Raw genomic sequence first — 22,623 nt, 5'->3', positions numbered from 1 at the left:
CTTTATAGAAAAAGAAAAATCGAGTAACTAGAACACTAAAGAGTACCGATAGATAAACTTTTGAAAACCAAAAATGAATGACTTCCTTTAAATTCAAAGAGGAAGTCATTCGTTTTTTGCTAACAATTATTCATAGCTGCTGCTAAATTCACTGGTTTTTAGTATTTTAATTTGTCAGTCAGAGCGGTAACAGGAGACTAAGTATTCTACACATTCTTCATAGTGTTTACTATTAATAATTTTTTCGAAATTTTGAGGTTCAATAAGAATATTGGTCAGTGGCTCAAATATCTGATGGAAAGTCGTACGGTTACTAGACGAAAAGCAAAGCATGATAACGAGTTGTATTTTTTTAGAACTCCAAACAATTCCCTTACGATTAATGAGGAAAAAGATCCCTGTTTTCTTGGCTTCCATAGTCATAGTATGTGGAATCGCAAATCGATCAAAAGCAGTTGAAGAAAGCTTTTCGCGCTCAATAATTTTCTGTTCAAAATCAGACTGAGTATAACCTCTATCATAAAGTATTTTGCACATATGAGAAATGGCTTTTTCTTTATCAGATATTTCGGTTGTAATTTCAAATAAATCAGCAGAAAATAAGTCTCTCAAATTAGTTTCAAATTCTTTTCGTTTACGCTGAAAAATAAGGTTATCCAGTTTTTTAGATAATTTTTCTTTATCTCTATGATGGAAGAATGGAGTAATTAGGAGGATAGGGATAGATATTTCCTTGTTGACAGGAACGGTCGCAATGATTAGATCACTACTGTCATCATTGAGAATTTGTTCTTCATCGTTAACGATATTTTTAATAAAGAGTCGATTGCCAAAATGTTCGGATAGCTGGGTAGCTAGAGTCCGAGCGCTTTGATAGTAATCAGGTGAGTATAAAATGACAGTTGTTGTTTCTACCAGTTCTTGTTGACTCTCAATCAAGCTCCCAAGATGAAAAGCAATATAGGCTATTTCATCATCATTTATAGATAAACCTGCCTGATTCTTTATGATAGAAGCAATAGTCACCGAAATATCATATATCAGAGGACTTTGGAGTTTGATGTTGTCAACCAGTGGATTTTTATTGAGATAGTTATTTCTAGCGCGGGTTAGCAAATTTTTGATGTGGATAGAAAAACGAAGGATAAACTCACTATTATCATTGAGTTGAATGAGATATAGTGTATCTAATTGTTGTAAAATAATGTCAACTAAGCCCCTTGCTTCATCACCGATGTATTTTTCAATATCTTGACTATTTGAATTTCGGTAATCAACTCTTGTCGTACGAGAAAGAAGTAAGATGGCCAATTCAGCCTGATCGGCATCGGAAAGCAAAATACCAAATCGTGATTCTATTTTTTCTGAAAGGGATTGACAGATATGAGAGACAGTCTCTGGTAACTGAAACGTTTGATGATGGAGTAGACTGATATTATGGTTCATAATGCGATTAATCATAATACTTAGGTGCATGATGAAATTAATGAGAGAATAATCATTAATAAAATAATGGTATTTCTCCAAGATTTCTAATGTAACGGTTTTAAGAAAAGCAATATCAATGTCAGGAAACAGGCTTTGAATGGTGCTATAATTCATAAAGTGAATATGTGATTGATTATAAAGCAGATTACTGATAAGTTTACGCTTATCTTTTTCACTACCACCTACTGTTAACTGATTATTTTTTAGGATGAGTGAGAGATTAAATTTGGTTAATTGTTTTCTAATTTTGCGTAAGTCAGTTTGAAGGGTAGAATAACTGACGAATAAATCATCTGCTAAGTCAAAAGCATCAACTGGCCTCTCCGCACTTAAAATTTTGATGAGAATATGACTGTGACGTTCTTCCACAGTCTGATTACTCGTTTGTTCTTGAAAAATGTAGCGTGGAAGACAGTTCGCTATAGAGTAACCAGAATGAGAAGAAATAACAGTATTTGGAAATTCTTCGTTAATTTCCTTGACATAATTTTTTACAGTTCGAACAGAAACTGATAAATAATGTGCGAGCGCACTTGCTGTTAGCGTAGTATGTTCAGATAACAGTTGAAGCAATTGTTCTTGTTTTTTGTTCATCATCTCTCCTTTCTACTATTCCCTATCTATTGATACCTACTATTATAGGAAATGTTGTTGATTTTTTCTATTAATCAATTGCACTCTGAAGGTGCAAAAGTTTAGTAGATATTAAAAGAGAAAAAGGAGATAATAAACGCAACAAACGAAAAAGGAGAAATACTATGTCTACTACAAATGTATTACTGGTTTGTGGATCAGGAGCCAGCTCAGGTTTCATGGCAGCCAATATGCGTAAAGCAGCGAAAGAGCAAGGACTTGATATGGATATAAAAGCTCGTAGCGAATCTGAAATTGAGAATTATATAGATGAAATTGATGCCTTGATGGTTGGTCCTCATTTAGCTTACATTATTGATGAAGTAGAAGATTACACCGCGGGAACAGATGTTAAGGTTATCTTGATGAAAGGGGAATACTATGCAACTTTAGATGGTTCACAAGCAATCGCGCATTTACAAGAGGAGCTGGAAAGATAGGAGTAAAAATGGATACATTAATTAATTGGTTACAAACAAGTTTTGCACCAAAAATAAATAAAATCAATCACAATACATGGGTTGTTACGATTAAAGACTCTATTATGCAGGTTTTACCGTTTATCTTATTGGGGTCTTTATTTTGTGTAGGAGCAGTAGTTGAAAACTATGTTAAACTGCCATTTTCATTTTGGACACCATTTGGATGGACGATGGGAATGATTTCAGTATTGGTTGCTTTTTTGATCCCTTTTAACTTTTGTGAAAAGAAACGGATGAGAAAAAATCGTCTCATTGCTGGAGCGACAGGACTAATTTTATTTTTTATTACTATTACTCCAGAATTAGTTGCAGAAGAAACGGTTGGCTTTGGTTCGAGTGCCTTTGGTGCAGGAGGAATGTTCTGCGCAATGTTTACAGGTATCATTGTCAGTATAGTTTTTAATTTATTTGGTAAATTTACGTTCTTCAAGGAAGATAGTGCCATTCCAGATTTTGTTCGACAGTGGTTTGATGCCTTGCTTCCAATTGGATTGATTGTTTTTACAGGTTTTATTGTTATACAAGTATTAAATGTTAATATTTACGCGATTATTTCAGGTATCTTCATGCCGCTGGCAGGTATCCTAAATACTTGGTATGGATTTATTTTGATGAGTGCGATTTATTGTTTCATTTATTCAATGGGAATTTCAACATGGGTATTAACACCAGTTTCGCAACCCGTAAAATTAACATCTATCGCGACTAACTTGTCTTTAGTTGCAGCTGGAACAGCTACGGTTGCAAATTTGAACATGTATACTGAAACTCTAATGTTTGGCACATACATGTGGATTGGTGGTGTAGGATGTACATTGCCATTAGTAATAATGTTAGCCACTTCTAAATCGAAAAAGTTAAAGGCACTAGGACGTGCTTGTTTGGGACCTGCAATTTTTAATATCAATGAACCTGTTGTTTTTGGCTGTATCGCATTTAACCCTATTATGATGATTCCAATGTGGATTTCAGGAGTTGTAATTCCAGCTTTGACATGGGTTTTCTGTAAAGTAATTCCACTTGCTCCTATTCCAGAAATTCAATTTGAAATGTGGTATTGCCCATATCCAATCTCTACTTGGATTTCAACACAAGGCTCTTTACAAGGAGTGTTGTTTGCTATCGTTACTGTTGTTGTATCTAGTCTTATTTGGTATCCGTTTTTTAAAACATATGAAAAACAAAGTATCGAAGAAGAAGTACTGGCAGGATAAGGTGAAAGGGTGTTTAAAGTAATGAACGAGGAAGTGGTTCAAAACTCGATGCAGATCATTCTTCATGCTGGTGATGCACGTGTTGAATGTCAAAAAGCATTAAAGTGTTTAGCAAATTTTGAGCTAGAAGAAGCAAAGTCACATTTAAAAGTTGCTAATAAAAAGATTGTGGAAGCTCATAAGGTACAGACAGATGCTATTTCTACTGAAACAAATGGTGAAAAACGAGAATATTCAGTTTTATTTGCTCATGCACAGGATACCCTGATGACCATTTATTCAGAAATAAATATTGCTAAGCAATTAGTAAGGTTAACAGAGGTTATAGATATGCGATTTAAAACATTGGAAGAAAAGATAGGAGACGAAAATGACTAGAGTTCCAAATGGATTTCCAAAAGATTTTTTATGGGGTGGAGCAGTTGCTGCTAATCAGATAGAAGGTGCCTATGATATAGATGGTAAAGGATTGTGCGTAGCTGATATTAACGAATTTCGAGATGATATAGCGATTGATAAAAAGTATAATGTCGAATTAGATTCAAGCTATGTGCGCGAAGCAATGGCTGCTGGACACGGTGACGGTCACATCTTTCCAAAACGTTGGGGAATTGATTTTTACCATACTTATAAAGAAGATCTTGCCTTACTTGCTGAGTTAGGATTAAAAACTTTCCGAACAAGTATAAATTGGGCACGTATTTTTCCAAATGGTGATGACAAGGAACCAAATGAGGCAGGATTAAGATTTTATGATGATCTCGTTGATGAGATTATTAAACTCGGCATGGAACCAATGATTACCATCTCACATTATGAAATTCCTCTTAATCTTACTTTAAAATATAAGGGCTGGTATTCACGAGAAGTCATAGGTTTCTTTGAGCGCTATTGTCAAGTTCTTTTTGACCGCTATTCTGACCGTGTTAAGTTATGGATAATTGTAAATCAGATAAATTTAATCGGACACGAATCATTCAATCACTTAGGTGTTGCAGAAGATGTTGTGGATGATTTGCAAAGTGCTAAATATCAAGCTGTACACAATGAAATGGTTTCATGTGCGCGGGCAACGCGTTATGCACATGAAAACTATCCAAATCTTCAAATTGGTATGATGCTTTGCGGGGGGCCTTCCTATGCTGCAACTGCAAAACCAGAAGACCAACTGGCAACTCTACGCCATAATCAGATGGAGTATTTTTTCTCGGATGTCCTTTTAAGAGGTTACTACCCAGGATATGCCTTCCGCTTCTTTGATGAAAGAGGAATCCAGATTGAGTTTGGACCAAATGATGAAAAAGATTTACAAAATACATGTGATTTCTTTTCATTCTCCTATTACTATACACGTATGGTTACAAAAGAAAGTTTTGAAAATGGTAATGAAGCCATACGAAACATGGAGTTACCAGCTAACCCTTGGGGCTGGACAATAGACCCAATTGGCTTTAGAATACTTCTCAATGAATTTTGGGATCGTTATCAAAAACCGATCTATGTTACTGAAAATGGGGTTGGCTACTATGATGAGTTGGTTAATGGTCAAGTTCATGACGACTACCGTGTAGATTATTACCGAGACCATATTGCTCAGATGAAAGAGGCTATCAAAGATGGAGTAGATGTCCGTGGATATTATGCTTGGGGACCAATTGATATTGTATCTTGCTCATCAAGTGAAATGTCCAAGCGATATGGGTTTATTTATGTTGATTTGGATGATTATGGTAACGGTAGTGGTAGACGTCTGAAAAAGGATAGTTTTGCTTGGTATCAAAAGGTTATAAAGACTAATGGAGAAGACCTCTCTTGAAATTATTGACTAATCTGGAGGCTACTGAAAAAGTAAAAATCGTTAAAATCTAACAAAGAAAAAGCGAATGATAACAACAAAGGTTGCATATCATTCGTCTTTTTTAGCTAATTTTTAAACAATACCGTTCACATTATTTTTAGCAGATAGATTTTTTCAGTGGAGTGGGCTTCCTAATCCAATAAGATTTTTTCGTCTTTAGAATGTTTCAAATGTGGTATAATAACATCATGCAGACTAAACCGACTTCAGCCTACATTCATATCCCTTTTTGCACACAGATTTGTTTTTACTGTGATTTTTCAAAGGTTTTTATCAAAAATCAGCCAGTGGATCAGTATCTGAAAAGCTTAATAGAGGAAGTGAAAGCAGCTGACATGCCAGCGCTCAGAACGCTTTACATCGGTGGTGGAACGCCAACAGCTATTTCTGCTAAGCAATTAGAGTATTTACTGACAAATCTGAATAACTATATTGACCTTAGTCGAGTAGAAGAGTTTACCATTGAGGCTAATCCAGGAGATTTGGACAAAGATAAGATTGAGGTGCTCAAGCGTTCTAAGGTCAATCGTGTGTCGCTCGGTGTTCAGACTTTTGACGATCGTATGCTCAAGCAAATCGGACGCAGTCATAATCAAGAACAGATCTACGACAGTATCCATCGTCTCAAAGCCGCAGGATTTCACAACATCTCTATTGACCTGATTTACGCTCTGCCTAATCAGACTATGGATCAGGTCAAGGACAATGTCAAAAAAGCCTTGAAGCTAGATATTCCTCATCTCAGTCTTTACAGCTTGATCTTGGAAAACCATACGGTTTTTATGAACCGTCAGCGTCGAGGGCACCTACATCTGCCAAATGAAGATTTAGAGTCGGATATGTTCGAATATATTCTCAATGAACTTGAGGCAAATGGTTTTGAGCATTATGAGATTTCGAATTTCACTAAGCCAGGCTTTGAAAGTCGGCATAACCTCATGTACTGGGATAATAGTGAGTATTATGGTTGCGGTGCTGGTGCTTCTGGTTATATTGACGGTGTGCGTTACCGCAACCGTGGGCCGATTCAGCATTATTTAAAAGCCATTGCTGAGGACAAGCATGCGCGTTTAGGGCAGGAGGTTTTGACCAAGCAGGAGATGATGGAAGAAGAGCTCTTCCTAGGCTTGCGCAAAAAATCAGGGGTTTCTGTTGCCAAGTTTGAAGCTAAATTTAACACGAGCTTTGAAAAACTTTACGGTAGCGTTGTTGACGACCTCATCGCTGAAGGCTTGCTCAAATCTGACCGCCAGCAGATTCAGATGACTAAGAAAGGTCTCTTTTTAGGAGATACAGTCGCGGAACGTTTTATATTGGAGGACTAAGATGGGACATACTTATCAGGAAGATTACACCATTTCTTTTGAACTTTCAGATACCAATGGCAATCTCAAGCTTCCACCCTTTTTATCGGTTTTGTTGGAGGTTTCGGGTCATCATTCAGCTCAGTTAGGTCGCAGCGATGTTTACGTTTTGGAAAATTACGGTTATGTCTGGATTGTGACAGATTATGAATTTGATATTGTCAGATTGCCTAAATTTTCAGAAAAAGTGGTTATCCGTACGGAGGCCATTTCCTACAATAAATTGATTTGCCATCGTCGTTTTGAAGTGTTAGATGATAAGGAAGACTTGCTGATTCGAGTAGAGTCTTACTTTGCGCTCATGGATTTGGAAAATCGTAAGATTGTAGTCGTGCCAGATGATTTGCTGGAGCCTTATCAGTCGGAGAAAGTCAAAAAAATCGCGCGTGGTGCGAAGTATCCCAGCTTAGAAGAGCCTGAACGTTCTAGCTACCACGTGCGCTATCTCGATATTGATATGAACGGTCATGTCAACAACAGTAAATATCTGGACTGGATGTATGATGTCTTGGGCTATGCGTTTTTGAAGCAACATGTGCCAAGTCACATCCATCTCAAATATAGCCGTGAGGTGTCACCAGGTGGAGACATTTCGTCGGAATTTGTACGAGACGGCTTGGTTAGTCATCACCAGATTTGTTCAGACGGCCAGATCAACGCCCAAGCAATTATCACATGGAGAAAACAATGAGTTATAAAGGTTATTTGATTGATTTAGATGGGACGATTTACCGCGGGAAATCTCGTATTCCTGCTGGAGAGAAGTTTGTTCATGATTTACAAAAAAGAGGCATTCCCTATCTGTTTGTGACCAATAACACCACCAAAACGCCTGAAATGGTACAAGCTAATTTAGCAAGCAATTTTAATATTGAAACACCTCTGGAAACCATTTATACAGCTAGCCTAGCTACAGTTGACTACATGAATGACATGGGGTTAGAAAAAACAGCCTATGTCATTGGCGAAGTTGGGCTAAAAGAAGCAGTCGCTCAGGCTGGCTATGTAGAGGATGCGGAAAATCCAGCTTATGTCGTGGTTGGTCTGGATAGTCATTTGACCTATGAGCAGCTGTCTATCGCTTGTTTGGCTATTCAAAAGGGGGCACATTTTATCGGAACCAATCCTGACTTGCGGATTCCAACCGAGTTGGGTGAGCTACCAGGTGCTGGTGCTATCAATAGCCTCTTGGCAGCAGCGACTGGTGTTGAACCAGTTTATATTGGTAAACCGATGGCTATCATCATGGAAAAAGCCCTGATACAGCTCCGTTTATCAAAATCAGAAACCATCATGGTTGGTGATAATTATTTGACAGATATTAGAGCAGGGATTGATAATGGCATCGATACCTTGCTGGTCTTGACAGGTTTTACCAAGGCAGATGAGGTGGTAAATTTGCCGATTGCCCCGACTTACGTCCTAGATAGCCTTGCGGAGTGGTCTTTTGATGGTGAACACTAAAATGTCTGTGAAAACGAGAGCCTGCTTTGCCATCACCTTGCTTTGTTTTTTAGCACTTGCTATCGTTTTGACCATTGCTATTGCTTGGTTAATCTATCCCTTGGAAATCAGATGGCTAAACCTTGATTCAGTAGTGAAGATGGCACCAGATACGATTTGGCACAATTTTAATATCTTGCTGAATTACCTGACAAATCCTTTTCATTGGACCTTGAATATGCCAGATTTTCAATCTTCAGCGGATGGGCTTCATCATTTTGAAGCGGTGAAAAAGCTCTTTCATCTAGCTCAAGGAGTTTTTTTGGTGACCTTACCAATAGCCTGGGTATTTCTTAAAACTATTCTTCAGACAAGAACGAAGTCCCTGTTAAGTAGAGGATTTGCCTCAATGGCTCTAACACCAGTTATCGTTGCTGGATTTGCCGGAATTATCGGATTTTCACAGTTTTTTGTTCTGTTTCATCAGATACTCTTTCCTGGTGATTCAACTTGGCTCTTTCATCCAGCGCGGGATCCGATTATCATGATTTTACCAGAGCGCTACTTTCTGCATTGCTTCATCCTCTTTTTCATCATTTATGAAACTCTAGCAATCGGCGGCTATATTTGGACACGAAAAAATCAGCTTATTTAAGGCGGTTGCTAAAAAACGATAGATCAATTTCTGAATTCTAAAAAGAAAAGCGAACGGATAACCTCCTTTAAAAATTTAAAGGGAATCATCGTTTGCTTTTTTTGAATAGCATTTTTCAGCCTGTTCTTTAAGCGTTGCTTTTTCGTTGAGACTGAGCCATCAGGGGTGTCTACCTCACTCTTTCTATCGAGCGGATAAAATTATAAAAAATTGATAGACTTTATCCGCACTGGAACCATTTTTATGATAAAATAGAAATAGTGGAGGGAATATATGATTAAAGTATTCGGCAAGTTGCGTTACCACTGGCAACCAGAACTATCATGGTCGATTATTTATTGGTCGTTGGCTCTAACGCCGTTTTTTCTCTACCTTATTCTACTCTATGAGAGAGCAAAAATTGACCTGCCCTATTTCGTTTTGTTAGGGGCTTGTGTCATTCTCATTTTTTTAGGGCTACAAAGGTATTTTATTATTGAGCCTGATGGAAAATTAAAGATTATTTCAGCAAATCCATGGAAAACATGTACAATCCCTATTTCAAGTATTGAAAAAATTGAGGTCACTTATAGCTCTATTACAATTTTTTCAGAAAAATACCCTCAGGGGCGTGATTTTCACATGCGAAAGTGGCCAAAAAAATATTTTGTCAATGCTATTGCACTAGAATCTACTTTCCGTGGAGAGGTAGAATTAACGGACCATTTGATTAAGTTAGATTACTTTGAAACTTACTATAGTGACAAGGTTAGAAATTAGTCCAGTAAAAGAGCTTTGGTTGGGCATTCTTTGACAGCCTGTAAAATATTAGGGTCATCTGAAAATGTTTTTTGAAGATTTTCACTTGAGTCAAACTTGATAATGCCGTCATCGTCGTAGTCAAAAACAGGAGAATAGGTCTGGCATAAGCCGCATGCAATGCAACGTTCAGGAATAATAGAGACTTTCATAAGTCTATTTTAATACGATATTTAAGAGAATTCAAGGAGAAGAGATGGCAAGTAAGAAACCTTGGGAAGGAAAACTATTTGATAATAAGGGAAAAAGAAAAAACAGAGGAAAACAGGAGGATCGCGCAGCCCTGTTTTTCACTTGGTTGATGGTTGCTTTTGTGGTGATTGTTACTCTGGTTGTAGGTTTTTCCATCTATCTTTCTATCGGCGGTAGTAAAACAGGAGCTGCTACAGATGTTTTTTTTAATCCTGGTGTTGATGCTGTATCAGGTGAAGCCCCTGCTCAGGAGCCTGTTGCTGAGGAAGAAACTACGGAGGCAGAGACTAATGAGTCTTCTCTGATCTGGTCAGGGAACACAACTGCTGTTCAAGCTGGAGAAGGAGCTGGGGCTATTGCCGCTCGATCAGGAATTACGATTGAACGACTTTACGAGCTTAATCCAGAATTCCTCCAAACAGGAGCTTGGTATGCTAATCCGGGTGATATTGTAAAGGTGGACTAAAATTAAAGTATGATAAAACAAATTAAAATTGCCATTGACGGTCCTGCTTCAAGTGGAAAATCGACCGTAGCCAAGATCATTGCCAAAGAATTGGGCTACACTTACCTTGATACAGGGGCTATGTATCGCTGTGCGACCCTAATGGCTCTTGACAATGGCTGGCAGGAATCGGACTTAGATTTGATTTTAGCAGGATTGGATCGGTATCCTATTCGGTTTGAACGCGCTAATGATGACACGCAACTGGTCTTTTTAGATGATGTTGATGTAACACATCGTATCCGTGAAAATGACGTGACCAATAACGTGTCATGGATATCAGCTTTTCCAGAAGTTCGTGCGAAATTAGTTGAGCAGCAGCAGACCATTGCTAGTCAAGGCGGTATCATTATGGACGGCCGTGATATTGGTACAGTTGTTTTACCTGATGCTGAGTTGAAAATTTTCTTGATTGCCTCAGTTGACGAGCGTGCTGAACGCCGTTACAAGGAAAATGTGGCTAAAGGAATTCCAACTGACCTAGAAACCTTAAAAGCAGAGATTGCAGCGCGTGATTACAAGGATAGCAACCGCAAGGCTTCTCCTCTTAAAAAAGCAGAAGATGCGATCGAATTCGATACAACTGGCATCTCCATCTCAGAAGTCGTCAAATTTATTTTAGAAAAAGTAGCTGAAATCCTTGACAAGGAAGTTGAAAGCTGATAGACTATTAAGCAATGAGAAAAGCAGAAGTGAGAACTTCTCGCCTTGCGACTAACGTTGTCTGGCTCTACATGCTAAGTTTCCTTTGGAAATTATTGACTGTAGGACGGGCTTGTGTTAGCAAGTTCGTTTTTGATTTTCTCAAAATAAAAAAGAGGTGACAACCATAGCAAAGCAAGACTTATTCATCAATGATGAAATCCGTGTCCGTGAAGTTCGTCTCATCGGCCTTGAGGGTGAGCAGTTAGGTATTAAACCACGTAGCGAAGCACAGGCCATCGCTGATGAAGCTAACGTTGATTTGGTGCTGATTCAGCCCCAAGCTACACCGCCTGTTGCGAAGATTATGGACTATGGCAAGTTCAAATTTGAGTATCAGAAAAAGCAAAAAGAGCAACGCAAAAAACAAAGCGTTGTCACAGTTAAGGAAGTTCGTCTCAGTCCAACTATTGATAAGGGAGACTTTGATACAAAACTTCGTAACGCTGTAAAATTCCTTGAAAAAGGCAATAAAGTGAAGGTATCTATTCGCTTCAAGGGTCGAATGATCACTCACAAGGAAGTTGGAGTCAAGGTATTAGCGGAATTTGCTGAAGCGACACAAGATGTAGCTATTATTGAGCAAAGACCAAAAATGGATGGACGTCAAATGTTCATGCAACTAGCTCCAGCTGAGAAAAAATAAACGTCAATTGACAGAAAAAGGAGATAACCATGCCAAAACAAAAAACTCACCGCGCATCTGCAAAACGTTTTAAACGTACAGGTTCAGGCGGTCTTAAACGCTTCCGTGCTTATACATCTCACCGTTTCCACGGCAAGACTAAAAAACAACGTCGTCACCTTCGCAAAGCTTCTATGGTACATTCTGGTGACTTCGCACGTATCAAAGCAATGTTGACTGGTTTGAAATAAACCCAGCGTGCTTGACTAAATTAAGAATTATTCGGAGGAATTATAAATGGCTCGTGTAAAAGGTGGCGTTGTATCACGCAAACGTCGTAAACGTATTTTAAAACTCGCTAAAGGTTACTATGGCGCTAAACATATCTTGTTCCGTACTGCTAAAGAACAAGTCATGAACTCTTACTACTATGCGTACCGTGATCGCCGTCAAAAGAAACGCGATTTCCGCAAATTGTGGATCACTCGTATCAACGCGGCAGCTCGTATGAACGGTTTGTCATACTCTAAATTGATGAACGGTCTTAAATTGGCTGGTATCGAAGTAAACCGTAAGATGTTAGCTGACTTGGCTGTTAATGATGCAGCAGCATTCACTGCACTTGCAGATGCAGCTAAAGAAAAATTGGCTAAGTAAATACTATTGAGCTGGGAGACATTCCAGCTTTTTCTGTACTATTTCGGAGGAAAAATGATCGGCCTTGTATATGCTCTCATCATCATCTTAGCTAATAGTATCGGTGCGGTGTCGGGCATGGGTGGTGGCGTGCTGATTAAGCCGATATTTGACTTGCTTGGTTACCATTCTGTGGCCAGTATCAGCTTTTATTCTGCGGTCGCTGTCTTTACCATGTCTATCGTTTCGACCTATCGTCAGGTGAAAAATGGGATTGTGATTAGTTGGCCTAAGGTTTTCTGGATTGCGCTAGGCTCTCTATTGGGTGGCTACGCTGGAAATGCTGTTTTTGGTTACTTGCTAGCTGTTTTTGGTGCCAATGTAACACAATTGGTTCAAATCATCTTGACTGTGCTAACTTTAATATTTGCTTTAATCTACTCACTCTTTCAACTTAAACAATTCCAGTTAAAGCAGTGGTATTGGTTTGTAGTATGTGGCACAGTTCTTGGCTTTTTGGCGAGCCTTCTGGGAATTGGTGGAGGTCCAATCAATGTCTCTCTTTTGATGCTCATGTTTTCTCTACCAATCAAAGAAGCTACTGTCTATTCTATTTGTACGATTTTCTTTTCACAATTATCCAAATTAGCGACAATCGCAATAACTGGAGGGCTCGTCCACTACGATCTAACGGTACTGATTTATGTGATTCCAGCGGCCATTATTGGAGGTTTTCTTGGAGCTCAACTGAGTAAGCTGCTGCCAGCCCAGAAGATAACACAAATTTTTAGGGCGGTCATTGTACTTGTTATTCTACTCAATCTTTATAATGGATTCGGACTACTTTAAAGAATAATTAATCTCGCTCATTTTCGGAAGCCAAAAATATCCCCTGTAACGTTTTAATCTACAGGGGATATTTATGTCATGTTGTTGTTTAAAGTGTTGATTTTTTCAGCGGTTGCACAATGCTAAGCCTTCATAAACGCCTTGATTTCAGCTTCTGTCATGCTTGAATCGCATTTGACAGAGACTTGACCGTCGGTGATTTGGACAAAGCCAGGGACTGTTGGAATGCCGTACTGGCTTCTGAAATCTGCCAGTTGCGCTAATTGGTCTGCTTGCTCAGAGTTTACAAAGTAAACGGTCGCTCCAGTTTCAGACACAACATTTCTTAATTTTGCTGCAAACTTACGACAGTAGGGGCAGGTACTACGCCCGATAAAATAGGTAGCCGTTTGGCCGTCAGAAATGGTCTTCTTAGCATGATCAATAGTGACTGGATGGAGTTCTCGAATATCTTGTTCAAATGTCGCCATAATAAACCTCTTTTCTTTGTTTTTTAATTATAGTATGCCATAAATTAGGATAAAAATCCAGAAATTGACTATCTAATGTTCGAACTGAGTGGTCAGGTGGTGGAGCAACAGATTCGCTACCTTCTTTTTTCTTTTATCCGTGAACCAAAAAATAAAGAGGGCTGGGAATTTTTTCCTAGCCTCCTTATTCCTTATAATGAAAATTATTTTTAGTTGCGAGACGCTGAAGCAAATTCTTCTTTAGCAAAAGCTTCATCAATAATGTCTTTTAATTGCTTAGCAGAAGCCTGCATTTTTTGCAACTCAGCATCGTTTAATGGAATGTTAACTGGACGAACAATACCGTGTGCCCCTACGATAGCTGGCTGACCTATAAAGACGTCTTCAACATCTTGATACTGACCAGATTGGAAGACCGACAGCGGTAGAACAGCATTTTCATCATCTAAGATAGCCTTAGTAATGCGAGCAAGTGCCACGGCGATACCGTAGTAGGTCGCTCCTTTTTTGTTGATAATAGAGTAAGCCGCATCACGAACGGAGATGAAGAGGTCTACTAAACCTTGCGCATCAACATCGCGATTGTCTTGCAACCATTGTTCCAATTTGACGCCGGCAACGTTAGCGTGTGACCAAACTGCAAACTCAGAGTCACCGTGCTCACCCATGATGTAGGCATGGACAGAGCGAGCATCGATTCCGATTTTTTCAGCCAAGGCTTGGCGGAAGCGTGCTGAGTCAAGCGAAGTTCCTGAACCGATAACACGCTCTTTAGGGAATCCAGAGAATTTCCAAGTTGAGTAGGTGAGGACATCAACAGGGTTCGCAGCAACAAGGAAGATACCGTTAAAGCCAGATGCTACAATAGATTCGACGATAGTTTTATTGATACGGAGATTTTTTTCGACAAGGTCAAGACGAGTTTCACCAGGTTTTTGTGGCGCACCAGCTGTCAAGACAACCAAGTCAGCATCGTGAGCATCAGAGTAGTCTGCTGCGTAGATTTTCTTTGGTGATGTGAAGGCTAAAGCGTGGCTCAGGTCTTCTGCGTCTCCTTGTGTCTTATCTTTAGCAATATCAACGATACCGAGTTCTTGAGCAATGTTTTGAGTTACCAAAGCAAAAGCGTATGAAGAACCAACGGCGCCGTCACCGACAAGGATAACTTTTTTATGCTGTTTAACAGTTGTCATGTTTAAAACATCTCCTTATTTTTGATAGGGAAGCCCCTTATGCTTACTATTCTAGCATTTTTCAAGCGTATTGTCATCTTTTGAAAGCGAATGAAAACGTTTAAACAACAATGAAGAGAGCTGAATTTTCAGCAAAATTATGGTATAATAAAGGCAATTGTGAACTAGAAACGAGGCATTTTTTAATGCAGGATAAAAATTTAGTTGATGTAAATCTGACCAGCGAAATGAAGACCAGCTTTATTGACTACGCCATGTCCGTTATTGTGGCTCGTGCTCTTCCTGATGTGCGTGATGGTCTTAAACCGGTTCATCGCCGAATTCTTTATGGAATGAATGAATTGGGAGTGACCCCAGATAAACCACATAAGAAGTCAGCTCGTATTACGGGTGATGTTATGGGGAAATACCATCCTCACGGGGATAGCTCGATTTACGAGGCTATGGTCCGTATGGCTCAGTGGTGGAGTTACCGCCACATGTTAGTGGATGGTCATGGCAACTTTGGTTCCATGGACGGAGACGGAGCCGCTGCCCAGCGTTATACCGAAGCACGCATGAGTAAAATCGCTTTGGAGATGCTTCGTGACATCAACAAAAATACTGTTGATTTCCAAGATAACTACGACGCCAGTGAGCGCGAGCCTCTCGTCTTGCCTGCCCGTTTTCCAAACCTTTTGGTTAATGGAGCGACAGGGATTGCTGTCGGTATGGCGACGAACATCCCGCCTCATAATTTAGGAGAGACTATTGACGCTGTCAAGCTTCTTATGGACAATCCTGAAGCGACGACTCGTGATATTATGGAAGTCCTGCCTGGTCCAGACTTTCCGACAGGTGCTCTGGTTATGGGGAAATCAGGCATTCACCGTGCTTATGAGACAGGCAAGGGCTCAATCGTCTTACGTGCTCGTACTGAGATTGAAGAGCTAAAAAATGGCCGTGAGCGCATTATTGTCACAGAATTCCCTTACATGGTCAACAAAACCAAGGTCCACGAGCACATCGTTCGTTTGGCGCAAGAAAAGCGCATTGAAGGCATTACAGCTGTTCGTGATGAGTCTAACCGTGAAGGGGTGCGCTTTGTTGTTGAAGTTCGCCGTGATGCGTCTGCCAATGTTATCTTGAACAATCTCTTCAAGATGACCAGTTTGCAGACTAACTTTGGTTTTAATATGCTGGCCATCGAAAACGGTGTGCCTAAGATTCTCTCTATTCGCCAAATTCTGCATGCTTACATAGAGCACCAGAAGGAAGTTGTGGAGCGTCGAACCCGTTTTGATAAGGAAAAAGCTGAAGCACGTGCTCATATCTTAGAAGGCTTACTGATAGCACTTGATCATATTGACGAGGTTATCCGTGTCATTCGTCATTCGGAAACGGATGCGGAAGCACAAGCTGAGTTGATGAGTCGCTTTGAGCTGTCAGAACGTCAGAGTCAAGCTATCCTTGACATGCGTCTGCGTCGTTTGACTGGTTTGGAACGCGATAAGATCCAGTCAGAGTATGATGAACTGCTTGCTCTCATTGCTGATTTGACTGATATTTTGGCTAAGCCAGAGCGTATTGTCGCTATTATCAAGGAAGAGTTAGATGAGACCAAGCGCAAGTACAGTGACAAACGTCGCACCGAACTTATGGTTGGCGAAGTCCTCTCGCTTGAAGACGAAGACTTGATTGAAGAGACTGATGTGTTGATCACCCTGTCAAATCGTGGTTATATCAAGCGCTTGGCGCAAGATGAGTTTACCGCTCAAAAACGTGGTGGTCGAGGCGTTCAAGGGACAGGAGTCAAAGATGATGACTTTGTCCGTGAAATGGTTTCAACCAGCACGCATGATCATCTTTTCTTCTTTACCAATAAAGGACGAGTCTACCGTCTCAAAGGATATGAAATTCCAGAGTATGGGCGTACTGCTAAGGGACTTCCTGTGGTTAACCTCTTGAAACTGGACGAAGGCGAGAGTATTCAGACCATGATTAACGTTAAGGAAGACGAAGTAGAAGGAGCCTATCTCTTCTTCACAACGCGTCAAGGTGTGGTCAAACGTACTGACGTTTCAGAATTTGGACATATCCGTCAAAATGGTCTCAAGGCCCTTAATCTCAAAGATGAAGACGAGTTGATTAATGTCTTCTTGACGAATGATGACAGTGATGTTATTATTGGAACCAAGTATGGTTATTCCGTCCGCTTTAAGGCCTCAAGTGTCCGTAATATGGGCCGAACAGCAACTGGGGTGCGCGGGGTCAATCTTCGTGATGGTGACCGAGTTGTAGGGGCAACCACTATCACAGACCAGCAAGAAGTCCTTATCTTAACGGACAAGGGCTACGGTAAGCGAACCTCAGCATCTGAGTACCCTACAAAAGGTCGTGGTGGTAAAGGGATTAAGACAGCAAATATTACTGAGAAAAACGGTGGTATGGCGGGTCTTTTGACTATTGATGGACACGAGGATATCATGGTTATCACAGACACAGGTGTCATCATTCGTACCAATGTGAGCAATATCTCTCAAACCGGTCGTGCGACTCAGGGGGTGAAAGTCATGAGACTAGATGCTGATGCGAAGATTATGACTTTTGCTTTGGTTGATGTAGCAGAAGATACTGACACTGATGACCAGCAGAGTGAAGAATAAAGAGGGTTAATACTTGGCTAATTCAAGATTACGTAAAAAGAAGAAAAAAACGCTTAAGAGTAAGTTCATAAATGTATTCACGATTCTTTTATTGATCATTTCTCTCTTGTTAATTTTTAATACACCTATCCGTAATTCTATTATTGCTTGGAGAACCAATCAATATCAGGTGGAAAAAGTAACGGCTGAAGAAATTGAGAATAACAAGCAAGCTAAGACCAGTTTTGCTTTTGATGAAGTCGAATCTCTTTCGACAGAATCAGTACTGGCTAATCAATGGGCAGCTCAGCAATTACCCGTTATAGGGGGGATCGCTATTCCTGACCTTGGCTTGAACTTGCCAATTTTTAAGGGATTGGATAATACAGTTCTGCACTATGGTGCGGGTACCATGAAAGAAAACCAAGTCATGGGTCAGGGAAATTACGCTCTAGCCAGTCACCATGTTTTTGGGATTACTGGCGGAAGTAGCATGCTCTTTTCGCCTCTTGAAAAGAGTAAACCAGGAATGAAAATCTATATCACTGACAAGACCACGGTCCATACCTATGTTTTGACAACGGTAGAGACCGTAACACCTGATCGTGTTGATGTGATTGACGATGTTCCAGGAGTGACTGAAATTACCTTGGTGACCTGTGAGGATGCAGGAGCTGAATTTAGAACGATTGTCAAAGGCACTTTAGAATCATCGGTTTCTTATGCAGAAGCAGATGAATCTATTCGTAAAGCCTTTACAACGTCTTATAATCAGATTCAATTGTAATAGATATGAAAAGGGGTCTGGGACAAAAGCAATCCCAGACTCGTTTATTTTTCTAATTTCCTTGCAAGACGCAGTGGTTGGGAGTAAGATTTGTTGGCCATGCCAACTTAGTCTTACGCCTGCACAGGTCATTAGGCGCTTTAGCGCCAATGAGCCACTGCTGATTAGGCTCTAATACATTGATAATCAACTTTTAGAACCCTAATCAGCGGTTCGCTGTCTCCAATCGTTTGCTTACTAACGGAACACGGCCTAAAATGCGTGAGTTTCCTTGAGTCTTCAGACTCATCAGTCACTCCCTTATTTTCCATCGCATTTTTAAACGGCCTTTGTATCTTAAAGCTGAACACGGCCTAAAAAGCTAGATGTCACGGGATACTGTCTTATTACCTTGTCGTCGTAGACGTCTGGTTTTTCTTCGATTTCATCTGTGAAAAACCTAGTCAACCTTGCGGGGGTGGGAAAACGAACTCACTTTTGATTGCTCGAGTTCTTTCCACTCCCTTTTTCATTTTAATGTGATACTAATTATCGGTGAAAATATCCAACATAAGGAGTATCAGCACTATAGTCAATTGAATTAAGAACAGTACAGCTGTGGTTTAGAAAAGCAGGCAAGGTGATGCTCTGATTTTGAGACAACTCTGTCCTAATCGTGTTTCAATCAACTATACTTTTGATTTTTTGGCTAATTGGCAGACTTAGTGTATTATTCCTGATTCAAGCAGGCTAATTCTTAGCCTTGTAATATTTTTGTAACAAAAGAGTTGCTTTTGCTTCTTCATTTTTTATAATGGTTAAGAGAATGAATTGAAATGAAAAAATATGACATTAACGTTATTTTAACGATTTTTTCCCTCTTAGCCTTAACAACTCTAGCTGTGATTGGACTTAAGGATGGGATGGGAAATACAGTACCCAAGTCTGAGGTCCGAGATACAAAAGAGGAAAGTCCGGCAAAAGAGGAGCCAGCTCTGAGTGATACGGTCTTTTTAAAGTCTCCAGAAGCAAAGCAGGCTGCAATGGAAGCAGAGCAAGACCAAATGGTGGCTTACGACCTTTATTTTGATTATGCCAATATGACGCTACCGCAAGTGGTTCAAGCGTATCTGGATGAAATCGGAATGCCTTATACTAGTGTGGCCTTCAGCTATAAAAACACAGTGACTGGTGAAGTCATTTCCATGAATGAAACTCAACTAATGACCGCTGGCTCGACCTACAAACTACCACTCAACATGCTGATTGTCGATGGGGTTGAGACAGGTGAGTTCTCCATGGATCAGGCTTATGATATTGCAGATTTGGAGTTTGAGAATGAGTCTGAGTATCTGGCTTATCGTTCCCAGTTTGGTGATGACATGACGATCTCAGAGATGCAGGAGTATTCTCTTGTATATTCTGAAAATACGCCCGCCTATGGTATGGTCAAAATGCTGGGTGGTTTTGAGCAGACTTACAGCATGTTTGAGCGTTACGGTAAATCACGCTCTGATGTGGCCACCATTGATTTCAAGAGTGGCAATAAGACGACCAGTGATTACTATATTCAGGTTCTTGATTATCTTTGGCACCATCAAGAAAAGTATAAGGATGTCCTTTATTTTATCGGGGAATCTTTCCCTGGCCAGTATTTTAAGACTTACCTACCTTATTTGACAATTTATCAAAAACCGGGCTATTATGCCGAAGCCTTGAATGTTGATGCGATTGTCTATGAAGAAACACCCTATCTGATTGCTCTTTATACCGCAGGGCTAGGTGGAGCCGATGCTCAAACGACTGAAATAAATGGTCTTGGTTATGTGCAATTAACAGAGCTCACTTATGTGATCAACCAATGGCATCGGGTAAATCAAAATCCTTGAAAACGTTATTTGAGGATTGACTATCGATGTAGAAATGTGAACGGATATTATTTAAAAAATACGAATGATATGCAATCCTTGTGTTTCAGAGGATTGTTGTCATTCGTTTTTTGTTAGGACTTTGACGATTTTTATTTTTCGGTGTCATCAAGCTAAGAGTTCTTATTTTTTACGAATAAAAGAAGAGGAGGAACATTATGTACAGTATTTCATTTGAACCAGAATCACTTTTGCCACGTGAGCGTCTTTTAGAAGAGGGAGCCGAAAAATTAAGTAATCAAGAACTGTTAGCCATTTTGCTTCGAACAGGGACAAAAGGCAATTCGGTGTTTTCATTAGCCAATCGTCTGCTCAGTAGCTTAGAGAGCCTTAGTGAATTAAAGCAATTAACCGTACAAGAATTGCAGACTTTATCTGGCGTTGGCAAGGTAAAGGCGATTGAAATCAAAGCTATGATAGAACTAGGAAAGCGCATCAATCAGTCAGAATACCGTAACATGGAACAAATTTTAAGCAGCGAAAAACTGGCTAAGCGACTTATGCAGGACTTGGCCGACAAAAAGCAAGAGCACCTGATCGCCATCTATCTTGATACTCAAAACCAGATCATTAAGCAGGAAACGATATTTATTGGGACAGTGATGAAGTCAATTGCAGAGCCACGGGAGATTTTGCACTATGCGATCAAGTATATGGCAACTTCTGTGATTATCGTTCATAATCATCCTTCTGGCAAGCCACGTCCAAGTCGAAATGACGATCAGTTCACAGAAGCAATCAAAAAAGCCAGCGATTTGCTGGGCTTGGTTTTACTAGATCATCTTATCATAGGTGGTAATCAATATTATTCTTACAGAGAAGAAACAGATTTACTTTAGAGTTGATTGACGATGTAATCAAATAATTTTAAATCTTCTTCTCGGTGGTCAATCATAAACTCAGGGTGCCACTGAACTCCTAAATAAGGGTAGCCATCGTTTGTTTTGACCGCTTCAATAATATTATCTTCAGCAGAAGAGCCGATGACTTCTAAGTTAGAAGCGAGCTTCTTGATGGCTTGACGGTGGAAGGAATTGATAGATGGGTGCTCGCTGAAGATGTCAGAGAGAGGAGTTCCCGGAATGAGGTTGACTTTGTGCGTAGGATGCATAGCAGAAAGATCTTGCCAGTGCGATTGAATCTCTTGATGCAGGGTTCCGCCCATAGCAACGTTAAAGAGTTGGGTTCCTCGGCAGATAGAAAAAATGGGTTTATTCCGTTTAAGCATCTCACGAATGAGAGCTAGTTCAAACTCATCTCGGTCACGGCTGTAATCATCACTGCTAATCGTTTTTTCCTCCCCGTAGTATTCTGGGAGAACATTTTGCCCACCAGTCAAAATCAACTTATCCATCATCTCAGCATATTGGACTGCAAGTTCTGGGGCACCAATTGGAAGAACCAGCGGAAGACCGCCAGCTTTTTGAACGCCGTCAACATAGCCTTTGGCACAATACACTTGAAAAAAATTGCGGTCTTCTGGATTGTATTCGATATTACTTGAAATGCCAATAATCGGATGCGTCATAGAATCTCCCTTAATCTTTTTGTCTCATGAAATAGAGAAGAGTTTGTAGCTCGCTTGTCAGGTCAACATATTGCACGACAACGTCTTTGGGGACGGTCAAGTTCACTGGTGAAAAGGATAAGATTCCCTTAATACCTGCTTCAACCAGCTGATCTGTGACTTCTTGAGCTTTTACGCTGGGGACAGAGAGGATAGCTGTTTGTGCTTTGACTTCAGCTATTTTTTCTTTTAATTGAGAGATAGATACAATAGGTATGCCATCTGCAGAGCTTGTTCCAACGAGTTTGTGCTCATCCACATCAAAGGCTGTCACGATTTTCATTTTGTTGCGTTCGTGAAAACGATAGTTAAGAAGGGCAAGCCCCATATTGCCGACACCGACCAAAACCACATTGGTGATTGAATTGTCATTGAGAATATCTGCAAAGAAGTTCATTAACTTTTTGACATCGTAGCCAAAACCGCGTCGACCGAGTTCTCCAAAGTAAGAGAAGTCACGGCGGACAGTAGCAGAGTCAATGCCAATAGCATCTGCAATTTGTTTAGAAGATGCTTTTTCGATGTTTTCGCGGTTAAAACGTTTGAAAATACGGTAGTAAAGTGAGAGACGTTTAGCTGTGGCGCGCGGAATAGATTGCCCTTTTTCATTCTTCATCATTTGTTTAACACC

General features: G+C 40.0%; 26 protein-coding genes and 1 other annotated feature. Of the genes, 20 read left to right on the top strand and 6 right to left on the bottom strand.

Annotation, left to right across the window (positions count from 1 at the left end; genetic code table 11):
- Nucleotides 1-174: 174 nt before the first annotated feature.
- Nucleotides 175-2,082, bottom strand: coding sequence for a BglG family transcription antiterminator (locus A3I5_RS0100955; protein ID WP_018372740.1), 1,908 nt, complete (start codon nucleotides 2,080-2,082; stop codon nucleotides 175-177).
- A 164-nt stretch (nucleotides 2,083-2,246) separates the two neighbouring features.
- Here A3I5_RS0100955 and A3I5_RS0100950 point away from each other — a divergent pair, with 164 nt between their 5' ends.
- The 9 genes from A3I5_RS0100950 (at nucleotide 2,247) to A3I5_RS0100910 (ending at nucleotide 9,896) form a co-directional block, all read left to right on the top strand.
- Nucleotides 2,247-2,561, top strand: a complete 315-nt coding sequence (locus A3I5_RS0100950) for a PTS sugar transporter subunit IIB (RefSeq protein ID WP_018372739.1) — start codon at nucleotides 2,247-2,249, stop codon at nucleotides 2,559-2,561.
- A gap of 8 nt (nucleotides 2,562-2,569) precedes the next feature.
- Complete coding sequence (locus A3I5_RS0100945) at nucleotides 2,570-3,817, top strand: PTS sugar transporter subunit IIC (protein WP_018372738.1); 1,248 nt, start codon at nucleotides 2,570-2,572, stop codon at nucleotides 3,815-3,817.
- Nucleotides 3,818-3,826: 9 nt separating this feature from the next.
- Nucleotides 3,827-4,195: a PTS lactose/cellobiose transporter subunit IIA gene (locus tag A3I5_RS0100940; RefSeq protein WP_231869679.1), complete on the top strand. Its 369-nt coding sequence runs from the start codon at nucleotides 3,827-3,829 to the stop codon at nucleotides 4,193-4,195.
- A complete protein-coding gene (locus A3I5_RS0100935; RefSeq protein WP_018372736.1) occupies nucleotides 4,188-5,633 on the top strand; it encodes a glycoside hydrolase family 1 protein in 1,446 nt (481 codons plus the stop codon). Before A3I5_RS0100940 ends, A3I5_RS0100935 begins: the two co-directional genes overlap by 8 nt.
- A gap of 230 nt (nucleotides 5,634-5,863) precedes the next feature.
- On the top strand, nucleotides 5,864-7,000 hold the full coding sequence (hemW, locus tag A3I5_RS0100930) for a radical SAM family heme chaperone HemW (RefSeq protein WP_026216856.1): 1,137 nt from the start codon (nucleotides 5,864-5,866) through the stop codon (nucleotides 6,998-7,000).
- 1 nt (nucleotide 7,001) lies between these two features.
- Nucleotides 7,002-7,730, top strand: coding sequence for an acyl-ACP thioesterase domain-containing protein (locus A3I5_RS0100925; RefSeq protein ID WP_018372734.1), 729 nt, complete (start codon nucleotides 7,002-7,004; stop codon nucleotides 7,728-7,730).
- The gene (locus A3I5_RS0100920; protein WP_018372733.1) at nucleotides 7,727-8,503 is read left to right on the top strand and encodes a TIGR01457 family HAD-type hydrolase; all 777 of its coding nucleotides are present in this window, start codon (nucleotides 7,727-7,729) and stop codon (nucleotides 8,501-8,503) included. Before A3I5_RS0100925 ends, A3I5_RS0100920 begins: the two co-directional genes overlap by 4 nt.
- A gap of 7 nt (nucleotides 8,504-8,510) precedes the next feature.
- Complete coding sequence (locus A3I5_RS0100915; protein ID WP_026216855.1) at nucleotides 8,511-9,137, top strand: TIGR01906 family membrane protein; 627 nt, start codon at nucleotides 8,511-8,513, stop codon at nucleotides 9,135-9,137.
- Between the two features lie 273 nt (nucleotides 9,138-9,410).
- Nucleotides 9,411-9,896 (top strand): EbsA family protein, encoded by a 486-nt coding sequence (locus A3I5_RS0100910; RefSeq protein WP_018372731.1) that lies wholly within the window; start codon nucleotides 9,411-9,413, stop codon nucleotides 9,894-9,896.
- On the opposite strand, the gene A3I5_RS0100905 is transcribed toward A3I5_RS0100910, so the two are convergent.
- On the bottom strand, nucleotides 9,893-10,087 hold the full coding sequence (locus A3I5_RS0100905; RefSeq protein ID WP_018372730.1) for a ferredoxin: 195 nt from the start codon (nucleotides 10,085-10,087) through the stop codon (nucleotides 9,893-9,895). The genes A3I5_RS0100910 and A3I5_RS0100905 overlap by 4 nt on opposite strands.
- Nucleotides 10,088-10,131: 44 nt before the next feature.
- Between A3I5_RS0100905 and A3I5_RS0100900 the strand changes: the two genes are divergently transcribed.
- The 6 genes from A3I5_RS0100900 (at nucleotide 10,132) to A3I5_RS0100870 (ending at nucleotide 13,444) form a co-directional block, all read left to right on the top strand.
- Nucleotides 10,132-10,593 carry an SAG1386/EF1546 family surface-associated protein gene (locus tag A3I5_RS0100900; protein WP_018372729.1) on the top strand — a complete coding sequence of 154 codons (462 nt, stop codon included), beginning with the start codon at nucleotides 10,132-10,134 and terminating at the stop codon, nucleotides 10,591-10,593.
- Between the two features lie 12 nt (nucleotides 10,594-10,605).
- Entirely contained in the window at nucleotides 10,606-11,295 is a 690-nt protein-coding gene (cmk, locus tag A3I5_RS0100895) for a (d)CMP kinase (RefSeq protein WP_026216853.1), read from the top strand.
- A 15-nt stretch (nucleotides 11,296-11,310) separates the two neighbouring features.
- Nucleotides 11,311-11,439, top strand: a sequence feature (ribosomal protein L20 leader region).
- Between the two features lie 13 nt (nucleotides 11,440-11,452).
- Nucleotides 11,453-11,980: a translation initiation factor IF-3 gene (infC, locus tag A3I5_RS0100885; RefSeq protein ID WP_018372726.1), complete on the top strand. Its 528-nt coding sequence runs from the start codon at nucleotides 11,453-11,455 to the stop codon at nucleotides 11,978-11,980.
- Nucleotides 11,981-12,009: 29 nt separating this feature from the next.
- On the top strand, nucleotides 12,010-12,210 hold the full coding sequence (rpmI, locus tag A3I5_RS0100880) for a 50S ribosomal protein L35 (protein WP_018372725.1): 201 nt from the start codon (nucleotides 12,010-12,012) through the stop codon (nucleotides 12,208-12,210).
- Between the two features lie 46 nt (nucleotides 12,211-12,256).
- Nucleotides 12,257-12,616 (top strand): 50S ribosomal protein L20, encoded by a 360-nt coding sequence (rplT, locus tag A3I5_RS0100875; RefSeq protein WP_018372724.1) that lies wholly within the window; start codon nucleotides 12,257-12,259, stop codon nucleotides 12,614-12,616.
- Between the two features lie 54 nt (nucleotides 12,617-12,670).
- Entirely contained in the window at nucleotides 12,671-13,444 is a 774-nt protein-coding gene (locus A3I5_RS0100870) for a sulfite exporter TauE/SafE family protein (protein WP_018372723.1), read from the top strand.
- Nucleotides 13,445-13,566: 122 nt separating this feature from the next.
- Here the strand turns inward: A3I5_RS0100870 and A3I5_RS0100865 are convergent, their stop codons facing one another.
- A complete protein-coding gene (locus tag A3I5_RS0100865) occupies nucleotides 13,567-13,914 on the bottom strand; it encodes a DUF6568 family protein (protein WP_018372722.1) in 348 nt (115 codons plus the stop codon).
- A gap of 75 nt (nucleotides 13,915-13,989) precedes the next feature.
- Between A3I5_RS0100865 and A3I5_RS12515 the strand changes: the two genes are divergently transcribed.
- A complete protein-coding gene (locus A3I5_RS12515) occupies nucleotides 13,990-14,127 on the top strand; it encodes a hypothetical protein (RefSeq protein WP_018372721.1) in 138 nt (45 codons plus the stop codon).
- On the opposite strand, the gene A3I5_RS0100855 is transcribed toward A3I5_RS12515, so the two are convergent.
- Nucleotides 14,124-15,107: an L-lactate dehydrogenase gene (locus A3I5_RS0100855; RefSeq protein WP_018372720.1), complete on the bottom strand. Its 984-nt coding sequence runs from the start codon at nucleotides 15,105-15,107 to the stop codon at nucleotides 14,124-14,126. The two genes, A3I5_RS12515 and A3I5_RS0100855, sit on opposite strands and share 4 nt — an antisense overlap.
- A 185-nt stretch (nucleotides 15,108-15,292) precedes the next feature.
- On the opposite strand from A3I5_RS0100855, the gene gyrA reads away from it, so the two are divergent.
- The 4 genes from gyrA to radC all read left to right on the top strand — a co-directional run bounded on the left by gyrA (nucleotide 15,293) and on the right by radC (nucleotide 21,264).
- Nucleotides 15,293-17,752, top strand: coding sequence for a DNA gyrase subunit A (gene gyrA / locus A3I5_RS0100850; protein WP_018372719.1), 2,460 nt, complete (start codon nucleotides 15,293-15,295; stop codon nucleotides 17,750-17,752).
- A 13-nt stretch (nucleotides 17,753-17,765) separates the two neighbouring features.
- Nucleotides 17,766-18,518 carry a class A sortase gene (locus tag A3I5_RS0100845; RefSeq protein WP_018372718.1) on the top strand — a complete coding sequence of 251 codons (753 nt, stop codon included), beginning with the start codon at nucleotides 17,766-17,768 and terminating at the stop codon, nucleotides 18,516-18,518.
- Between the two features lie 815 nt (nucleotides 18,519-19,333).
- Complete coding sequence (locus A3I5_RS0100840) at nucleotides 19,334-20,386, top strand: serine hydrolase (RefSeq protein WP_018372717.1); 1,053 nt, start codon at nucleotides 19,334-19,336, stop codon at nucleotides 20,384-20,386.
- Nucleotides 20,387-20,583: 197 nt separating this feature from the next.
- The gene (gene radC, locus A3I5_RS0100835; protein WP_018372716.1) at nucleotides 20,584-21,264 is read left to right on the top strand and encodes a RadC family protein; all 681 of its coding nucleotides are present in this window, start codon (nucleotides 20,584-20,586) and stop codon (nucleotides 21,262-21,264) included.
- Here the strand turns inward: radC and A3I5_RS0100830 are convergent.
- Nucleotides 21,261-21,953: a gamma-glutamyl-gamma-aminobutyrate hydrolase family protein gene (locus A3I5_RS0100830; RefSeq protein ID WP_018372715.1), complete on the bottom strand. Its 693-nt coding sequence runs from the start codon at nucleotides 21,951-21,953 to the stop codon at nucleotides 21,261-21,263. The two genes, radC and A3I5_RS0100830, sit on opposite strands and share 4 nt — an antisense overlap.
- A gap of 10 nt (nucleotides 21,954-21,963) precedes the next feature.
- Entirely contained in the window at nucleotides 21,964-22,608 is a 645-nt protein-coding gene (locus A3I5_RS0100825; RefSeq protein ID WP_026216852.1) for a redox-sensing transcriptional repressor Rex, read from the bottom strand.
- Between the last annotated feature and the right edge of the window lie 15 nt (nucleotides 22,609-22,623).

This window comes from Streptococcus merionis DSM 19192, from assembly GCF_000380085.1.
Lineage (GTDB): Bacteria > Bacillota > Bacilli > Lactobacillales > Streptococcaceae > Streptococcus > Streptococcus merionis.
Note: the sequence above shows the minus strand (reverse complement) of the source record. Positions and strands in the feature narration are given on the sequence as shown.